This is a genomic window from Neptunomonas sp. ABH4_499 (genome assembly GCF_056160565.1).
In genome coordinates this window covers 29,597-45,315 of record NZ_JBSWXK010000023.1, presented here as the reverse complement: position 1 = coordinate 45,315, position 15,719 = coordinate 29,597, and the positions used below count along the sequence as shown (strand labels likewise).

General features: G+C 48.2%; 17 protein-coding genes. 10 read left to right on the top strand and 7 right to left on the bottom strand.

Going from position 1 to position 15,719, the window contains the following annotated elements; all coding sequences use genetic code 11:
* The first annotated feature begins 217 nt into the window (after nt 1–217).
* From ACXAF9_RS17015 to ACXAF9_RS17000, 4 genes are all read left to right on the top strand, one after another.
* Nucleotides 218–748, top strand: a complete 531-nt coding sequence (locus tag ACXAF9_RS17015) for a hypothetical protein (RefSeq protein ID WP_475076292.1) — start codon at nt 218–220, stop codon at nt 746–748.
* A 307-nt stretch (nt 749–1,055) separates the two neighbouring features.
* Nucleotides 1,056–1,214 carry a hypothetical protein gene (locus tag ACXAF9_RS17010; protein ID WP_475076290.1) on the top strand — a complete coding sequence of 53 codons (159 nt, stop codon included), beginning with the start codon at nt 1,056–1,058 and terminating at the stop codon, nt 1,212–1,214.
* Between the two features lie 222 nt (nt 1,215–1,436).
* A complete protein-coding gene (locus ACXAF9_RS17005) occupies nt 1,437–1,841 on the top strand; it encodes a hypothetical protein (RefSeq protein ID WP_475076288.1) in 405 nt (134 codons plus the stop codon).
* Between the two features lie 86 nt (nt 1,842–1,927).
* Nucleotides 1,928–2,275 carry a hypothetical protein gene (locus ACXAF9_RS17000; RefSeq protein ID WP_475076286.1) on the top strand — a complete coding sequence of 116 codons (348 nt, stop codon included), beginning with the start codon at nt 1,928–1,930 and terminating at the stop codon, nt 2,273–2,275.
* Nucleotides 2,276–2,363: 88 nt separating this feature from the next.
* On the opposite strand, the gene ACXAF9_RS16995 is transcribed toward ACXAF9_RS17000, so the two are convergent.
* Nucleotides 2,364–3,611 carry a DEAD/DEAH box helicase gene (locus tag ACXAF9_RS16995; protein WP_475076283.1) on the bottom strand — a complete coding sequence of 416 codons (1,248 nt, stop codon included), beginning with the start codon at nt 3,609–3,611 and terminating at the stop codon, nt 2,364–2,366.
* A 171-nt stretch (nt 3,612–3,782) separates the two neighbouring features.
* Between ACXAF9_RS16995 and ACXAF9_RS16990 the strand changes: the two genes are divergently transcribed.
* The 6 genes from ACXAF9_RS16990 (at nt 3,783) to ACXAF9_RS16965 (ending at nt 8,527) form a co-directional block, all read left to right on the top strand.
* Nucleotides 3,783–4,184 (top strand): hypothetical protein, encoded by a 402-nt coding sequence (locus ACXAF9_RS16990; protein WP_475076282.1) that lies wholly within the window; start codon nt 3,783–3,785, stop codon nt 4,182–4,184.
* 50 nt (nt 4,185–4,234) lie between these two features.
* On the top strand, nt 4,235–4,954 hold the full coding sequence (locus ACXAF9_RS16985; protein WP_475076279.1) for a ZIP family metal transporter: 720 nt from the start codon (nt 4,235–4,237) through the stop codon (nt 4,952–4,954).
* A 125-nt stretch (nt 4,955–5,079) separates the two neighbouring features.
* Nucleotides 5,080–5,439 carry a hypothetical protein gene (locus ACXAF9_RS16980; protein WP_475076277.1) on the top strand — a complete coding sequence of 120 codons (360 nt, stop codon included), beginning with the start codon at nt 5,080–5,082 and terminating at the stop codon, nt 5,437–5,439.
* The gene (locus tag ACXAF9_RS16975; protein WP_475076276.1) at nt 5,426–5,788 is read left to right on the top strand and encodes a hypothetical protein; all 363 of its coding nucleotides are present in this window, start codon (nt 5,426–5,428) and stop codon (nt 5,786–5,788) included. The genes ACXAF9_RS16980 and ACXAF9_RS16975 overlap by 14 nt, the downstream gene beginning before the upstream one ends.
* A 25-nt stretch (nt 5,789–5,813) precedes the next feature.
* Nucleotides 5,814–6,866: a DNA polymerase IV gene (gene dinB, locus ACXAF9_RS16970; protein WP_475076274.1), complete on the top strand. Its 1,053-nt coding sequence runs from the start codon at nt 5,814–5,816 to the stop codon at nt 6,864–6,866.
* A gap of 101 nt (nt 6,867–6,967) precedes the next feature.
* The gene (locus ACXAF9_RS16965) at nt 6,968–8,527 is read left to right on the top strand and encodes a SulP family inorganic anion transporter (protein WP_475076272.1); all 1,560 of its coding nucleotides are present in this window, start codon (nt 6,968–6,970) and stop codon (nt 8,525–8,527) included.
* 80 nt (nt 8,528–8,607) lie between these two features.
* Here the strand turns inward: ACXAF9_RS16965 and ACXAF9_RS16960 are convergent, their stop codons facing one another.
* The 6 genes from ACXAF9_RS16960 to metG form a co-directional block, all read right to left on the bottom strand.
* Entirely contained in the window at nt 8,608–8,973 is a 366-nt protein-coding gene (locus ACXAF9_RS16960) for a HopJ type III effector protein (RefSeq protein WP_475076270.1), read from the bottom strand.
* Nucleotides 8,974–9,078: 105 nt separating this feature from the next.
* Nucleotides 9,079–9,807, bottom strand: coding sequence for an amino acid ABC transporter ATP-binding protein (locus ACXAF9_RS16955; protein ID WP_475076295.1), 729 nt, complete (start codon nt 9,805–9,807; stop codon nt 9,079–9,081).
* A gap of 54 nt (nt 9,808–9,861) precedes the next feature.
* Complete coding sequence (locus ACXAF9_RS16950) at nt 9,862–10,959, bottom strand: amino acid ABC transporter permease (RefSeq protein ID WP_475076268.1); 1,098 nt, start codon at nt 10,957–10,959, stop codon at nt 9,862–9,864.
* A gap of 10 nt (nt 10,960–10,969) precedes the next feature.
* Complete coding sequence (locus ACXAF9_RS16945; RefSeq protein ID WP_475076266.1) at nt 10,970–12,160, bottom strand: amino acid ABC transporter permease; 1,191 nt, start codon at nt 12,158–12,160, stop codon at nt 10,970–10,972.
* A gap of 105 nt (nt 12,161–12,265) precedes the next feature.
* On the bottom strand, nt 12,266–13,282 hold the full coding sequence (locus tag ACXAF9_RS16940) for an amino acid ABC transporter substrate-binding protein (protein ID WP_475076264.1): 1,017 nt from the start codon (nt 13,280–13,282) through the stop codon (nt 12,266–12,268).
* A 402-nt stretch (nt 13,283–13,684) separates the two neighbouring features.
* The gene (metG, locus tag ACXAF9_RS16935; RefSeq protein WP_475076262.1) at nt 13,685–15,715 is read right to left on the bottom strand and encodes a methionine--tRNA ligase; all 2,031 of its coding nucleotides are present in this window, start codon (nt 15,713–15,715) and stop codon (nt 13,685–13,687) included.
* Between the last annotated feature and the right edge of the window lie 4 nt (nt 15,716–15,719).

Genomic DNA, 15,719 nt, shown 5'->3' with positions numbered 1-15,719 from the left:
CATTAATGCGCTGGGACGAGGCTAACTTTAAGGAAAGCAGCCTCATGAGAGCGCTCGTGCGGCGATATAAAATGTGTTTGAATACATCAAAAGTGAGCCCGAAAAAAAACTTTTTTTAGGCGTTAAAGAATATGAAGGAGGACTGTGGGATGAAGTCTTATGGTGTTAAATGTCTAATCCGACAGTCTCGTTATGATTCCGTAAAAAAGGAGGCTCAATGAAAAACATTCCAATACTAAAAGATAGCGCGGCTAGAAAAAGAAGCATCGTAAAAAATACGCCCGCAATCTTCAATATAAAGGACAATCCCGGGCTTTTAGGTAAAGCGCCATTCTATGAACTTGAAATTGCAAGCCAAGTTAATAAATGGTGCGGTTTAATTGTCCAGATAGCAAAAAAGCATAAGGTTGATCCAGAGCTGGCTAAAGCCATAATATATATGGAAACCACTCACGGATGGTATGACAAACTTTATCCTTTTAAAAAGACTATTCTTCCAATGAATATTCATTACAAGTACTGGAAGAATTTGGGTGTAAAAAAGGAATATCTTAATTGTCCTTTTTACAATATTGAATTTGGGGTTATTTTGCTTGCAAGGATACAAGCAAGAATTGAAAATCCAACTATTAGAAAGATCGCTTCAATATACAATTTCCTTGGCGCGGAAAAAGTGACAGAATATGGTGCGCAGGTTGGCAGAATAATCAGGGAAAAGCCTTGGTCAAAAGTAGGTTGTGCCGCATGAAAAAGATCATACTAGCAATAATTGCTTCATCTATGCTTTTGGCTAGCTTCATTCTCATTATTGGCATTAGGCACAATTCAATGGGTGAATTTTGTATTGACCCGAATGTTGAGCCGTGCAAAATAGATTACTTGTATGCTCTAGGTATCTGGTCTACATGGTTTATTGCTATATTCACAGTGTTTTTAGTTTTAGCATGCATGTCAAAAAAAATCATAACAAGTTTGTCAAAAGGATGCTCCTGACGTCGCACCTTTTACAAAAGCGTTATAAGACTTTAGAGATATGAGTCAAGAAGAACAATTCGTTGAATGTTGTACACATGGAAAGCATCAAGCAACGTATGTTTGCCAGCATGTCGTACAGAGTCTTCGAGATGGAAAGCTTAGAGGCTTTTGGTCTGCTGAACCAGAACCAGGTAATGAACGACCAGATTCATGGTGTAGTGCTTGTGAAGAAAAAGTAAACGCACTGGTGGTGAATGGAATGATGAGTCTGAAGAATTCGCAGGCGTAACATTATTGTGTGGTGCTTGTTACGACCGTGTAAAAGAAATGAATATAAAAAATTAGTAATGGTGCAAAGGCTTTATAGCAAGGCGAAATCGCCCTTCGAGCTGGACGCGCTGACACGCGCTTTTGCTGGATGCATTATTTTTCGAATTAAAAAAAGGGGGGTGCAGCTCGGTATGCGTAAAGAATATTTGGCTATGATTTTTATGTTGTTTACACCGCCATTATTGGCGGATGAAGTTATTGATTTTCTAGGCGATTTGAAAAGCGAGTCAGAAGAGTTTCGTGAAATTGCCATAGAATGCTTGATTGAGATAAAAATTTCTAAAGAAAACGGTTGGGACTCTGCCGAGTGTGGTTCTTATAAGGCACTTTCAAAAGACGATTCCTCTAAATTTCAGAACAATGTGAAAAAAGCAACGAGTGACTTTAAACGATATTCAGAGAGCAGTGAAGCAAGTAATAGACGCATAAAACGAGGCTTAAAATACTTACTTGAAATCCAATCAGATATGGTTGGGTTGGCTGAGTTGAATAATAAAATTAGGAATTCGTCAAAAGATACAAACGCAACGAAGTGACCAATAGAATGCGGCACAGGACGACGTAAGCAGTGTTTTCAGCGGCAAGTGCATTGGATCGGATCAACATCAACAAGGACGTAAACATGGATGATTTTTCAAAGTTAAGAGAACAGTGGTATTCGGCCTACGTGAAGGGGAATACTACAGAGCTGAAATCGTACGAGTCAGACAATTTGCAAGTGATTGTAAATGGCCAAGTTGATTTGGGCGATCGCTATGATGCAATTGACCTCAAGGTACAATCTGGCGCTTGGTTTCAGCCCAAACTTACTCGTAAAGAAGTGACGCGCCAAATTGAAAATGGTTACCTAGTCGAGGGCACTGCAGACGTTGTCGCGGGCAAGGCGACAGGTGCGACGATCACTTATTCAGAGCGTTGGCATTACGAAAGCGGCACTTACAAAATCACACGATTGAACATCAATACATAATAAACACATCATTGATGTTCAGTACGCCATTGATACCGACCCTGATCAGGAGCGAAACAAGCCAGATGTTGGCTGCACATAGCAGCTTTTATTGCTGCTGAGCGGCCGCCATCTCCCGCAACTTATCCTTCTTACTCTTTCTTTTACCCTTCACCGGTGGTTGGCCTTTTGCAGGCTTTGCGTCTGCTGGGGCTTCTTGGCTTCGTTCAAATCCACTGATCTGCTCGGGTGTTATCTGTAACTGGTGGCGTTTTACTATCACGTTAAAGTGGTTGTCACTCTCGTGGTCGATAAAGCTAAAGGCGGTGCCAGTTTCGCCTGCACGGGCGGTGCGGCCTATGCGGTGGATGTAATCCTCTGGCGAGCGGGGTAGGTCGTAATTCACGACAAACGGCAGTTGCGGTATATCAATGCCACGTGCGGCCAAATCCGTGGCAATCAGTACCTGCACTTTACCTGCTTTAAAGTCGTGAAGTGCTCGGGTACGTTCGTTTTGGGCTTTGTCGCCGTGTAAGGTTTCGGCATTAAATCCGTATTTTTTCAGTTTACCGGTGACGTTATCGGCGCTGCGCTTACTGGCAACAAACACAAGGAATTGATCCTTTTTGTGCTCTGCCAACAGGTGGCGCAATAGCGTGGTGCGCTGCTCTTTATCCACCAGGATGGGGCGTTGAACTAGGGTGTCTGGTAGCTTGGTATCGCGCTCAATCTCGATGTGGATGGGGTTGTGCAACAGTTGGCTAACCAGCGAGTTTACCCCCTTGGGGAAGGTCGCAGAAAACAGCAGGTTCTGCTGCTTTTTGGGTAGGGAGGCTAGAATCTCATCCAATTCTTCGGCAAAGCCAAGATCGAGCATGCGGTCGGCTTCATCCAGTACCAAATACTTAACACGATCGAGCTGTACCGCGTTTTTGTCCATCAAGTCGATCAATCGACCCGGGGTTGCGACCATCACATCACAGCCGCTTCGCATTGCCTGCATCTGGGCATTAATGGATACACCACCATAGACAGCGCGCCTGCTAAAGCGGCGGGGGTAATCCGCACTAAACGCGTTAATGGCGGTTTCAATTTGAACGGCAAGCTCGCGCGTGGGTACCAAAATTAAAGCGGCGACTTGGTTGCTGCTAAGGGGTGGGTGCTCGGTTAGCTTTTCCAATAACGGCAAAGCAAATGCCGCGGTTTTGCCGGAACCTGTCTCGGCGGCGGCTAATAGGTCGCGGCCTTCCAAAACGGCAGGTATGGCCTGCTGCTGAATCTCGGTTGGGGCTGTGTAACCGATATGGTGCAAGGTGTTAAGGAGAAAGTCCGATAAACCGAGGGAAGAAAACGACATAAACTGCAGCAAGCCTAAAGATAAATAAGAGGCGCATTCTAACAGATAGGCCGAAACCGCGCTTGTGAATACGGCTCACGATATCAGGGTGAATACCCAAACGGGTTTGGCTTGATGGGAAAATAAGCGATACTCAACGCTTGATGCCCATCGTCATGACTAAGGAACGGTATGATCACATCATTTTTGCTTTTAGCAACGCTCATCAACACACTCACTAAGCCACCGGTTGTCACACACCAACCATCGCCCGATCCAACCCCTTTCCTAGAGCACCCAGAAACAGAGGTGATTACGCTGGAGCGCACACCAACGCCACAGGTGTGGTCGGATCACAAGCTATTGTCGATCACCACGGAGCAATGTGCCGAGAAGGCGGTCGATATACTCGTTACGTTGGATTTTAAGCAAACCATTATCAAAGATACGAATGTCTACGGTAATTACTTGAACAATCGGGCTGCTATTAAATGCACGGATGTTAATGGACAAACCTTGGTCTATGCGATCGTTGCAGGGCCAAAAGTGAAGCTTGTTGAGCGGCTTAGAAACGAGATTATTTGGGCGTTCTAGATAGAAACCAACGTATTTTAAGGTATCTCTTCCCTGTAAGGAGGCGCTGTTTGCTACCCTGGCCTGATTACATCAACGTCGCATGTTTGGCGTTGCTTGCCGGTGCCGCTATGCCGATAGGGGCGATGGCGGCGCGATTCGACTTAATGCATCCAGCTTTTTTGGGCCTCAAAACGCGCCATTTTATTGTGGCGTTTGGTGGCGGTGCGCTGATTTCGGCGGTGGCCTTGGTGCTGGTGCCGGACGGTGTGCGTAAGTTAGACCCGTTAACCGCAACACTGTGCTTTAGTGCAGGCGGTGCGTTCTTTTACTTGCTACAACGTCAGTTACGAAAGCTTAAAAGTACAGCCGGTCAGTTGGTTGCGATGTTATCGGATTTTATCCCGGAGGCCATTGCGCTGGGTACGGCGTTTGCTGTGGGTGAGCACACGGGCTTCTTGTTGGCGCTCTTGATGGTGCTGCAAAACCTACCCGAGGGCTTTAACGCCTACGAGGAGCTGGCGGCCAAAAACACGACTTCGCCAAAACGCATTCTTTGGATGTTCGCTGCACTGGCCTTGGCGGGGCCGGTTGCAGGCTTATCGGGCTATTTTTGGTTCAGTCATTTAACACAGGTGGTGGCGGGCATCATGCTGTTTGCAAGCGCCGGTATCCTTTACTTAGTGTTCGATGATGTGGCGCCGGATTCCAAAGTAGATGATTCCGGTTTACCCGCTTTGGGCGGTGTTGCTGGCTTTATGTTGGGGTTGTTAGCTAGTTTTTTAGTATAAGGGGAATGTATGTTTATTAGATTTGACTTTTTTTTTGTGTGTTTGAAAAAAATTATCTTTTTTATTAGGGATAATTTTTTTATAACCTGTCGTTCTTGATGGTTTGCTTGGGGGTGGTGTTTTTTTTGTTTTTTGCTTATGGTTATAGAGGTGTTGAATGGGTTTCAGATAGTTTTTTTATAGTTGGGTTGGTTTTTTCTTTTTTGGGTGTATGTGGAGAGCTTTATTCAGTTATCTCAAAAATGGTCTCAAAGAAAGTAGGTAAGTTTTTATTGGGGGTTTCTTTATCTATTTTTGTTTTCTTTGTAAAATCAATTTCTGATCATGAGCTTAATGATTTAACTGGGATTGATCCAGAGTACTTAAACTATTCATCAAAGCTTTTTACTTTTTTCTTAGCGCCTTATTTCTTGTTAATGGTGATTTCCTTAGTAGCTTTACTTTTTTGTTGCTTCTTTCTCAATATTTTTTATGTTTGGCTTTAAGGAGTATTTTTTTAATGGATTTAAACTAAATAAAAATAAAGAAAATTTTACCAAAGGTGGAGGAAGTAAAGATAAAGTTTTTATAAGAAATTTCTCTAGGCTTCTAGGCAGTGGTGCAGCTATGTTTACTATAGTTTTTGTGTTAGAAGAGTATGATGAGTTTTACAAAGATATGAGAGATGTTCAAAAAAGTATTGTAGTTGAACTAGATTACTTTTCAAATTCTTATTGCCAAGAGTCTGCTAATGGGGAAAAAGTTGTTTTTATGAAAGGAGGCTTGATTTCCATTGCTCATAAGAATCAGGAGACCTGGGAGTTTAGAGTAGATAAATGTACTGTATCAGATTAAAAAGTTTTGGAAATGTTACTTAACTATGCGAAAGATCATCCACTGCGATTGCGACTGTTTCTTTGCGGCCGTTGAAATGCGCGATAACCCCGAATATCGGGGTATCCCTTTGGCCGTGGGTGGCAGTTCGGATCGTCGTGGGGTGATTGCTACCTGCAATTACGAAGCGCGCAAGTTTGGCGTACGCTCTGCGATGCCAACCAAAACAGCGCTGCGGTTATGCCCGCACCTTAAAGTGATCCCCGGCAATATGGCCAAATACAAGGAGGTCTCCCAGCAGATTATGGAGATCTACCAAAGCGTTACGTCGTTAATCGAGCCGCTCTCAATCGACGAGGCGTATCTGGATGTGTCCGCATCCAGTGTGTGCGATGGTAATGCGACCGAGATTGCAAAATACCTTAGGCAGGAGGTCGAAGCCGCCACTGGCATAACGATCTCAGCGGGTGTAGCCCCTAATAAGTTTTTGGCCAAAATCGCCAGTGATTGGCGAAAGCCTAATGGCTTGTTTGTGATTAAGCCACATCAAATCGAGCGATTTTTAGAAACCCTACCGGTGGATCGATTACACGGCGTGGGTAAAAAAACCGCCGAGCGCCTACAGCAACGTGGGATTCACACCTGTTTAGACCTGCGTGGTCGTCCCTTATCTGAGCTTAAAGAGCAGTTCGGTCGATTTGGCGAGCGCCTTTATGAGCTGGCCCGTGGGGTGGATGAAAGGCCGGTGACGGTCGAGCGGGTTCGTAAGTCGGTCAGTGTCGAGCATACGTTTTCTCACGATTTGCAAAGTGTAGAAGCGTGTATCGAGCAGATCCCCGCCTTGTACGCATCCCTCCAAACCCGCTATGAAAAGCATCGCACAGTGCTGGGGATTGCCGGCTGTTTTGTAAAGGTGAAGTTTCATGACTTTACCCAAACCACGATGGAGCAGCAGTCCCAAAACGGCGCGATCGAACACTTCGAGCCACTGATGCGCGCGGCTTGGTTGCGGGGCGCTAAACCTGTGCGCTTGTTAGGGGTTGGGTACCGGCTGGAAGAGGCCGACACCCACTCCATGACACAGCTGAATCTTTGGTAAGCCCTTTGCATACTGTCCTGACACTGTAATGGTGTTCTGCTAAAATTACCGGCTTTTCAAATCACTGTGGCCCAAGGCCCACAGACAACATGGGGATTGGCATGTCTCAGTTGCTTCTTGCTAAACAGCAAAGCATGAAAAATGATATCCTTTCGGGTTTAACCGTCGCATTGGCGCTGGTACCGGAAGCGGTTGCATTTGCCTTTGTGGCAGGTGTCGAGCCATTGGTCGGTTTATACGCGGCCTTCTTGATCGGTTTGGTCACCGCGGCCATTGGTGGCCGTCCGGGGATGATCTCGGGTGCTACCGGCGCATTGGCGGTGGTCATGGTGAGCTTGGTGGCTCAACACGGTGTGCAATATCTGTTTGCGACAGTCATCCTGATGGGGATTATCCAAATTGGGGCAGGGGCGCTTCGCTTGGGTAAATTTATCCGCATGGTGCCGCACCCCGTGATGCTGGGCTTTGTAAACGGCCTTGCGATTGTGATCTTTTTGGCGCAGATGAAGCAGTTTAAGTTCACCAACGAAGCGGGTGAGCTGGCGTGGCTGGAAGGCTCCCAGATGGCGATCATGCTGGGGCTGGTGGCGCTGACCATGGCGATCATCTACCTTCTGCCTAAATTGACACGTGCTATTCCCTCTACGCTGGCCGCGATTGTTACGGTCTCTTTGTTGGTGATCTTCTCAGGTCTTGATGCCCGCACGGTGCAGGATGTCTTGGCCGATATGACTGGCAACCCAGCGGCTACGATTGCCGGTGGTTTACCTAAGTTTTTGATTCCTGAAGTGCCGTTCTCGTTCGAGACGTTGTACATCATTTTGCCGTACGCCTTTATCTTGGCGGCGATCGGTCTGATCGAATCTCTGCTAACCCTCACCTTAATTGACGAGATGACCGAAACGCGTGGTCGTGGTAACAAAGAGTGTGTGGGGCAGGGCGTTGCTAACATCATCACTGGTTTCTTTGGTGGTATGGGCGGCTGCGCGATGATTGGTCAGAGTATGATCAACATTAACTCCGGCGGCCGTGGCCGTGCATCGGGCATTTCGGCCGCTTTGTTCTTGTTGGCGTTCATCTTGGTGGGTGCAAGCTTAATCGAGAAGATCCCCGTTGCTGCCTTAGTCGGTGTGATGTTTGTGGTTGTTATCGCAACCTTTGAGTGGGCCAGCTTTAAGCTCTGGAGCAAAGTCCCTAAAAGCGACATTTTGGTGGTCTTCACAGTTACCTTTGTGACGGTGATCACTGACCTTGCGATTGCGGTATTTGTTGGTGTGATCATGTCGGCGTTGATGTTTGCTTGGAAACACGCCAAACACGTTGAGGTACAAACCTGGACGGAAAACGAAGGCAAAACCAAGGTGTACATGACCGAGGGCCCGCTGTTCTTTGCCTCCGCTAAAGGGTTCCGTGACAGCTTTAAAGCCAAAGACGACCCAGATCACATCATCATCGATTTCAAAAACTCGCGTGTGATGGATCACTCAGGGATCGAAGCCATCGATGGTGTGGCCGAGAAGTACCAACAGTTGGGTAAGCAAGTGAGCTTGCGTCATTTAAGCCCAGAGTGTGCTCAGTTGCTGGAGAAAGCCGGTAGCTTAGTCGAGATCGATCTGATCGGTGACCCAAGTTACAAGGTCGCGGATGACCGTTTAGGTTAAGCGTGATAGAGCTGTATTAGCAGCACACTAAAAAGGAGGCGTATGAGCCTCCTTTTTAGTATCTATCCGCTGTGGCTGTCTTAGCCGAAGCGCTTGCCGCGTGGCTCAAGTGGTGTACCGAAAAACTGGATGCCTTCCCAACCGAACTTCATAAAGGTGCGAATGTTCGCGTGGTCGTTGCCTTCTGGTGTGTTAAGCACGTCTTGATAAAAACGGCCAAAGCACAGCAGGGTTTCGTCTTGGGTAAAGCCGTTTAGGTGAGCAAAGGCAAACACCTTGCACGAACCTTCGTTTTGACCCGCTTCGTTCTTGAACTGAGCGTCTTCGACGCCGTTACTAAAAGCGGTGGGTTGATAGATGTAATGCTTTTCAACAATGGCCATGGTGTCTTCAAAATCGATGGCGCCAGGGGTAGACAGTTTGGCTTTAAAATCCGCGATTTCCATTGTGATCTCCTCTTAAATTTGGGTGGATTGTAGCACGAAGCGAATCCTGGTTTTTAGCCAAAAAAAAAGCGACCCGAAGGTCGCTTGTGTGTGCACATTGCAGAATCAGTGCTGCAAAATTTGGCTCAAGAACAACTGAGTACGTTCGTGTTGCGGGTTGTTAAAGAACTCGTGCGGATCGTTCTCTTCGATGATCTGGCCGCCGTCCATAAAGATCACGCGGTCAGCTACGGTTTTCGCAAAGCCCATCTCGTGCGTTACACACAGCATGGTCATGCCTTCTTCGGCCAGCTCGACCATCACATCCAGCACCTCTTTGATCATCTCTGGGTCAAGTGCCGAGGTTGGCTCATCAAACAGCATAACGTCTGGGTTCATGCACAGAGAGCGAGCAATCGCCACACGCTGCTGCTGACCACCCGAGAGTTGGCCTGGGTACTTTTTAGCCTGATCCGGGATCTTAACGCGCTCCAGAAACTTCATTGCAGTTGCTTCGGCTTCGGCACGCGGTACCTTTTTAACCCAGATAGGGGCCAAGCAGCAGTTTTCCAACACCGTTAAGTGTGGGAAGAGGTTAAAGTGCTGGAACACCATGCCCACATCCTTACGGATGGTTTCGATGTTTTTTAGGTCGTTCGTTAAGGTGATGTCCTTAACGATGATGTCGCCTTTCTGGTGTTCTTCTAGGCGGTTGATGCAGCGAATCATCGTCGATTTACCTGAGCCCGATGGGCCACAGATAACGATACGCTCGCCACGTTTCACTTGCAGGTTGATGTTTTTCAGTACGTGGAACTCGCCATACCATTTGTTGACGTCACGCAGTTCAACCATTAATTGTTCAGTTGGGTTTGCTTGAGTGCTCATATTCTTAATTCTCCGTGGCGATCAGCGTGTGTTGTGGCCAGTTTGTAAACGTTTTTCTAGGCGTTGGCTGTACTGCGACATGCCGAAACAGAATACCCAGAACACAAATGCTACAAACACATAGCCTTCTGTCGAGAAGCCCAACCACGCTGCATCGTTCAGCGCCGATTGAACAATCGCCAGTAGGTCAAACAGACCAATGATCAATACCAGACTGGTGTCTTTAAAGAGGGCGATAAAGGTATTTACGATACCTGGAATCATCAGTTTCAGTGCCTGTGGCAAGATGATCAGAATCATCTTCTTCCAGTAGCCAAGGCCTAAAGCATCTGCCGCTTCGTACTGGCCTTTAGGGATGGCTTGAAGACCACCACGCACAACCTCTGCCATGTAGGCCGATTGGAACATGATGATGCCGATCAGGGCGCGCAACAGTTTGTCGAAGCTGATGTCTTCTGGCACAAACAGCGGCAGCATAACCGATGCCATGAACAGCACGGTGATCAAAGGGACACCACGCCAAAACTCGATGTAGACCACACAGAAGGATTTGATGATCGGCATCTCCGAGCGACGGCCCAGTGCCAGCACAACACCGATCGGCAGTGCAGCCACGATACCGACAACCGCTAAGATCAGCGTTAAGCTCAATCCACCCCATTTGTGGGTTTCGACAACCTCCAGACCAAAGGATCCGCCATAAATCAGGAAGAACGCGATGACCGGGTAGATAAACAGCGTAAACGCTGCGACCAGACCTTTACGTGGGGTCTTATCGATCAGCAAGTAAACGATGCACGCTGCAAACAGAATCACAGCTACATTGATACGCCAGTATTCGGTTTCTGGGTAGAAACCGTACATAAACTGATCAATACGGTTGGTGACAAACACCCAGCAAGCACCGCCCGAAGAGCAGGCTTCGCGGGAGGTACCGATCCAATCCGCATCGATGAAGGCCCATTTCAGGAAGGGGCCCATAAAGTAGATCAAAGCAGCGGCAATCACTAAGGTCGCAATCGAGTTGATTGGGCCACTAAAGAGGTTGCGTTTCAGCCAGCCAACCACACCAACGGAGTTGGAAGGAGCGGGCAGCGCAGGTTGAGTTTCGTACTTCATTGCTGTGCTCCTATCGCTCAATCAGTGATTTACGATCGTTGTACCAGTTCATGAATATCGAGGTAAGGATACTCAGTACGAGGTAAACGGCCATGGTCATAAAGATCACCTCAATCGCCTGACCGGTCTGGTTCAGCGTTGTGCCGGCGAATACAGAAACCAAGTCTGGGTAACCGATGGCGGTGGCCAGAGACGAGTTTTTCGTCAGGTTCAGGTATTGGCTGGTCAGCGGTGGGATGATCACACGCATCGCCTGAGGGATGATGATAAAGCGCAAAGTACGACCACGTGGCAGACCCAGAGCGCTTGCGGCTTCTAGCTGACCACGAGGAACCGCCAAGATACCACCTCGGACGATCTCTGCAATGAAGGAGGCGGTGTAAATGGTCAGTGCTACCCAAAGCGCCATTAATTCAGGCACCAGCGTAAGACCGCCACGGAAGTTAAAGCCTTTAAGTTCGGGATGATCTACGGTGAAAGGCTGACCCATCACGAAGTACATCACCAAAGGTAAACCAATTACCAGCGCGAGCGTTGCCCTAAGAACCGGGAATCCTTGTCCGGTTTCTTCGCGACGCTTGTTCGCCCAATTCCGCAGGAAGATCGCTGCGATAATGCCGATGATTAAAGCGCTCCACACAACGCCAGAGCCATCTTCACCGACCAATTTTGGTAGGTAGAGGCCACGTACGTTGAGGAAGGTACCCATAAACTCGATACTTTGGCGCGGGCTTGGTAAAGCGCGCAGCACCGCAAAGTACCAGAAGAAAATTTGCAGAAGCAGTGGGATGTTACGGAACGTCTCTACATAGACGGCACACAACTTAGACACTAGCCAGTTGTTGGATAAACGACCAACACCGATCAAGAAGCCCAAGAAGGTTGCCGCAATGATACCCAGTACCGATACCAGAACCGTATTCAGTAAGCCCACCACAAAGGTGCGACCGTACGTGTCCGTTTCGGAGTAGGGGATCAGCGATTGGAGAATACCAAACCCAGCTTCGTTACTTAAGAATGCGAAACCTGTGGTGATACCACGCTGTTCCAGATTGCCAAGGGTGTTGTTGATAATGATGTATAGGAACGATGCAATACCTGCGACCAGCAAAAGCTGAAAAATTAATGCCCGTTTTGCAGGATCATTCCAGAAATTGCCGGATGATGGGCGATCGGACGCTAATCGATCTGAAGTCGACATCTAAATCTCCAGGAAGTACCAGATAGAGGTGGCTCGAGCATCCTGCCAGAGCCACCGGACCTTAAATGCGCATCCCGGGTGGTGGGATACGCAGGTCAGATAGGATTAACGCATTGGTGGTGCGAACTGCAGACCACCTTGGTTCCACAGTGCGTTAAGACCACGGCTGATGTTCAGCGGTGAGCTTGCACCTACGTTACGGTCGAAAGATTCGCCGTAGTTACCCACTTGCTTAACGATTTGGTAAGCCCAATCGTCTGACAAGTCCATACCCGAACCTTTAGGGCCGTCCATACCGATGAAGCGGCTGATGTTAGGGTCGTTAGAGGTTTTCATGCTGTCGATGTTTGCAGAGGTCAGACCCAGCTCTTCAGCATTGATCATCGCATTGTGAGACCACTTAACGATGTTGAACCATACGTCGTCACCTTGACGAACAACAGGGCCCAGAGGCTCTTTAGAGATGACTTCTGGCAGTACCATTGCTGAATCTGGCTTCTCAAGCTTGATGCGCAGAGCGTACAGCTGAGATTGGTCAGAGGTCAGAACGTCACAGCGACCCGCTTCGAAACCTTTAACCGTTTGGTCGGAAGTATCGAATACAACAGGAGAGTAGCTCATGCCTTGCAGACGGAAGTAGTCAGCCAGATTCAGTTCAGTGGTTGTACCGGATTGGATACAAACCGCTGCACCGTCCAGTTCTTTCGCGCTGGAAACACCCAGCTCTTTAGAGACCATGAAACCCTGACCGTCGTAGTAGTTCACGCCGGCGAAGTTCAAGCCCAGAGTAACGTCACGCGTTTGCGTCCAAGTTGTGTTACGAGACAGTAAATCGATCTCGCCCGATTGCAACGCTGTAAAACGCTCTTTTGCGGTTAAAGGAATGTATTTAACTTTTGATGCGTCGCCCAGTGTTGCAGCAGCAACCGCACGACAAAGATCCACATCCAAGCCAGTCCACTGACCTTTATCGTCAGCTACGGAAAAGCCAGGCAAGCCAGTACTAACACCACACTGCACAACGCCGCGTTCTTTAACAGCTTCCAGAGTACCTGCCGCCATGGCAGCGCCTGAAACACCTACGGACAAAACAGCTGCAGTGATTACGCTTTTTTTCATCATTAGATCAATCCTCCTGGGATCAGGGATGTTTTTCTTTTGGTCATCAAGGGGTTGCTTTTTTGTGCAACATTCAGTGAGGAGTAAAGCAAGGGCCGTACCTACTTCTTATTTTTGTTATATTTTTCTGAAAAATTTTGGTTTTCAGGAGAATCAACTTTGTTGTCGTTTCTCTTTCTCTAAGTTTCCAAAAAGGAACAGAGTTTTCAATGTAGAAACTACGTAGGTGTATACCCTGATCTCAAGTTGCTACGGAATAACACTGTTTTTAACAGTGTTTCATTATGGTGCGCGTGCACCATGTTTTTACATTAGCACTTGATGATCAGGTTTCAACTGCGATTTGATGAATTTTACGCATAAAAAAAGCCCCATAACGGGGCTTTTTCTCGAAAAATGAGTAGGTTACTTGATACGCATACCCGGCTGGGCGCCTTCGTGAGGCTCCAAAATCCAGATGTCAGACCCACCAGGACCTGCGGCTAACACCATGCCTTCCGACACACCAAATTTCATTTTACGCGGTGCTAAGTTGGCAACCATGACGGTTAATTTACCTTCAAGGTCTTCTGGTGCGTAGGCACTTTTGATACCAGCAAAGACATTTCGTGTCTCGCCACCGAGGTCCAGCGTCAGTTGCAGAAGCTTATTGGCCCCCTTAACGTGTTCCGCTTTTGCGATGCGGGCAACGCGCAAGTCGACTTTAGCAAACTCATCAAAGCTGATGGTTTCTGCTACTGGCTCTTTGCTGAGTTCGGTTTCTGGTGCGGCGGCTTGTGCCATCGCTTCCAAGGTCGCACGGCTGTCATCAATCATGCTGGCAACGGTGTCCGCTTCGATGCGTTGCATCAACGGCTTAAATTTGTTGATCTCATGATCCGTCAGCGGTGTTTGAATGCGGTCCCAGTTAAGGTCTTCTACGTTCAAGAAGGCCGCAATCTCTTTGGCCACTTCAGGCAGTACTGGCGCAAGATAGGTTGCAATGACGCGGAATAGGTTGATGCCCAAAGAGCAGCAATCGATTACGGCTTGCTCTTGGCCTTCTTGCTTGGCCAGAACCCACGGCTCGGCGGCATCGATGTACTGGTTGGCTTTATCCGCCAGAGCCATGATGTCGCGCATCGCACGGCTGTACTCGCGTTGCTCGTAGGCGTTTGCAATCGCATCACCAGCCGCGACCGCTTCTTGGTACAAGTCGTTAGCAGGCAACTGTGCCGCCAGAGTCCCGCCACTGAATTTTTTGATAAAACCTGCACAGCGAGAGGCGATGTTGACGACCTTGTTGACCAAGTCGGCGTTTACGCGCATGCGGAAATCGTCCAAGTTCAGGTCGATATCATCGATGCCAGAACCCAATTTCGCGGCAAAGTAGTAACGCAGGTACTCTGGACGCAGGTGTTTCAGGTACGTCTCGGCCATGATGAAGGTGCCGCGTGATTTCGACATCTTTTGGCCATCAACGGTCAAAAAGCCGTGGCAGAAGACACCGTTTGGCTTACGGAACCCTGCGCCTTCCAACATGGCTGGCCAGAACAGCGTATGGAAGTATGCAATGTCCTTACCGATAAAGTGGTAAAGCTCAGCCTCTGAGTCCGCAGCCCAGTAGGTATCAAAATCGACGTTGTTCTTGCTGCACCAGTTTTTGAAGCTGGCCATGTAGCCGATTGGGGCGTCCAGCCATACATAGAAGTATTTGCCCGGTGCTTCTGGGATTTCGAAACCCCAGTAAGGTGCATCGCGGGAGATATCCCAGTTTTGTAAGCCTGCTTCAAACCACTCGTTCAGCTTGTGAATCATCTGCTCCTGAACGTGCTCATTAACCCACTTGCGCAGGAAGCCTTCAAAGTCACCCAGTTTGAAGAAATAGTGCTCCGATTCGCGCTCAATCGGCTTAGCTCCCGAAACCACAGAATAAGCATCTTTAAGGTCGACAGGGCTGTAGGTTGCGCCGCATTTCTCGCAGGAATCGCCGTATTGATCTTCGGCGTTACATTTAGGGCAGCTGCCTTTGACAAAACGGTCGGGTAGGAACATCTCTTTCTCAGGGTCGTACGCCTGAGTGATGGTTTTGCGGGCAATGTGGCCTTTATCGCGCAGACGCGTGTAGATCAAAGAGGCAAACTCTTGGTTCTCTGGCGAATGCGTTGAATAGTAGTTATCAAAACCGATCATAAAGCCAGAAAAGTCGCGCTGGTGCTCTTGGCTCACTTGGTCGATCAGCTCTTTTGGTGAGATCCCCATTTGATCTGCTTTCAGCATGATCGGTGTGCCGTGTGCGTCGTCGGCACAAACATAGGTGCACTGATGACCGCGGGACTTTTGAAAACGAACCCAGATGTCCGTTTGGATGTACTCAACCAGGTGCCCAAGGTGAATAGGACCATTGGCATAGGGCAGTGCGCTGGTGACGAGAATATTACGCTGCTTATCTGACATGGTG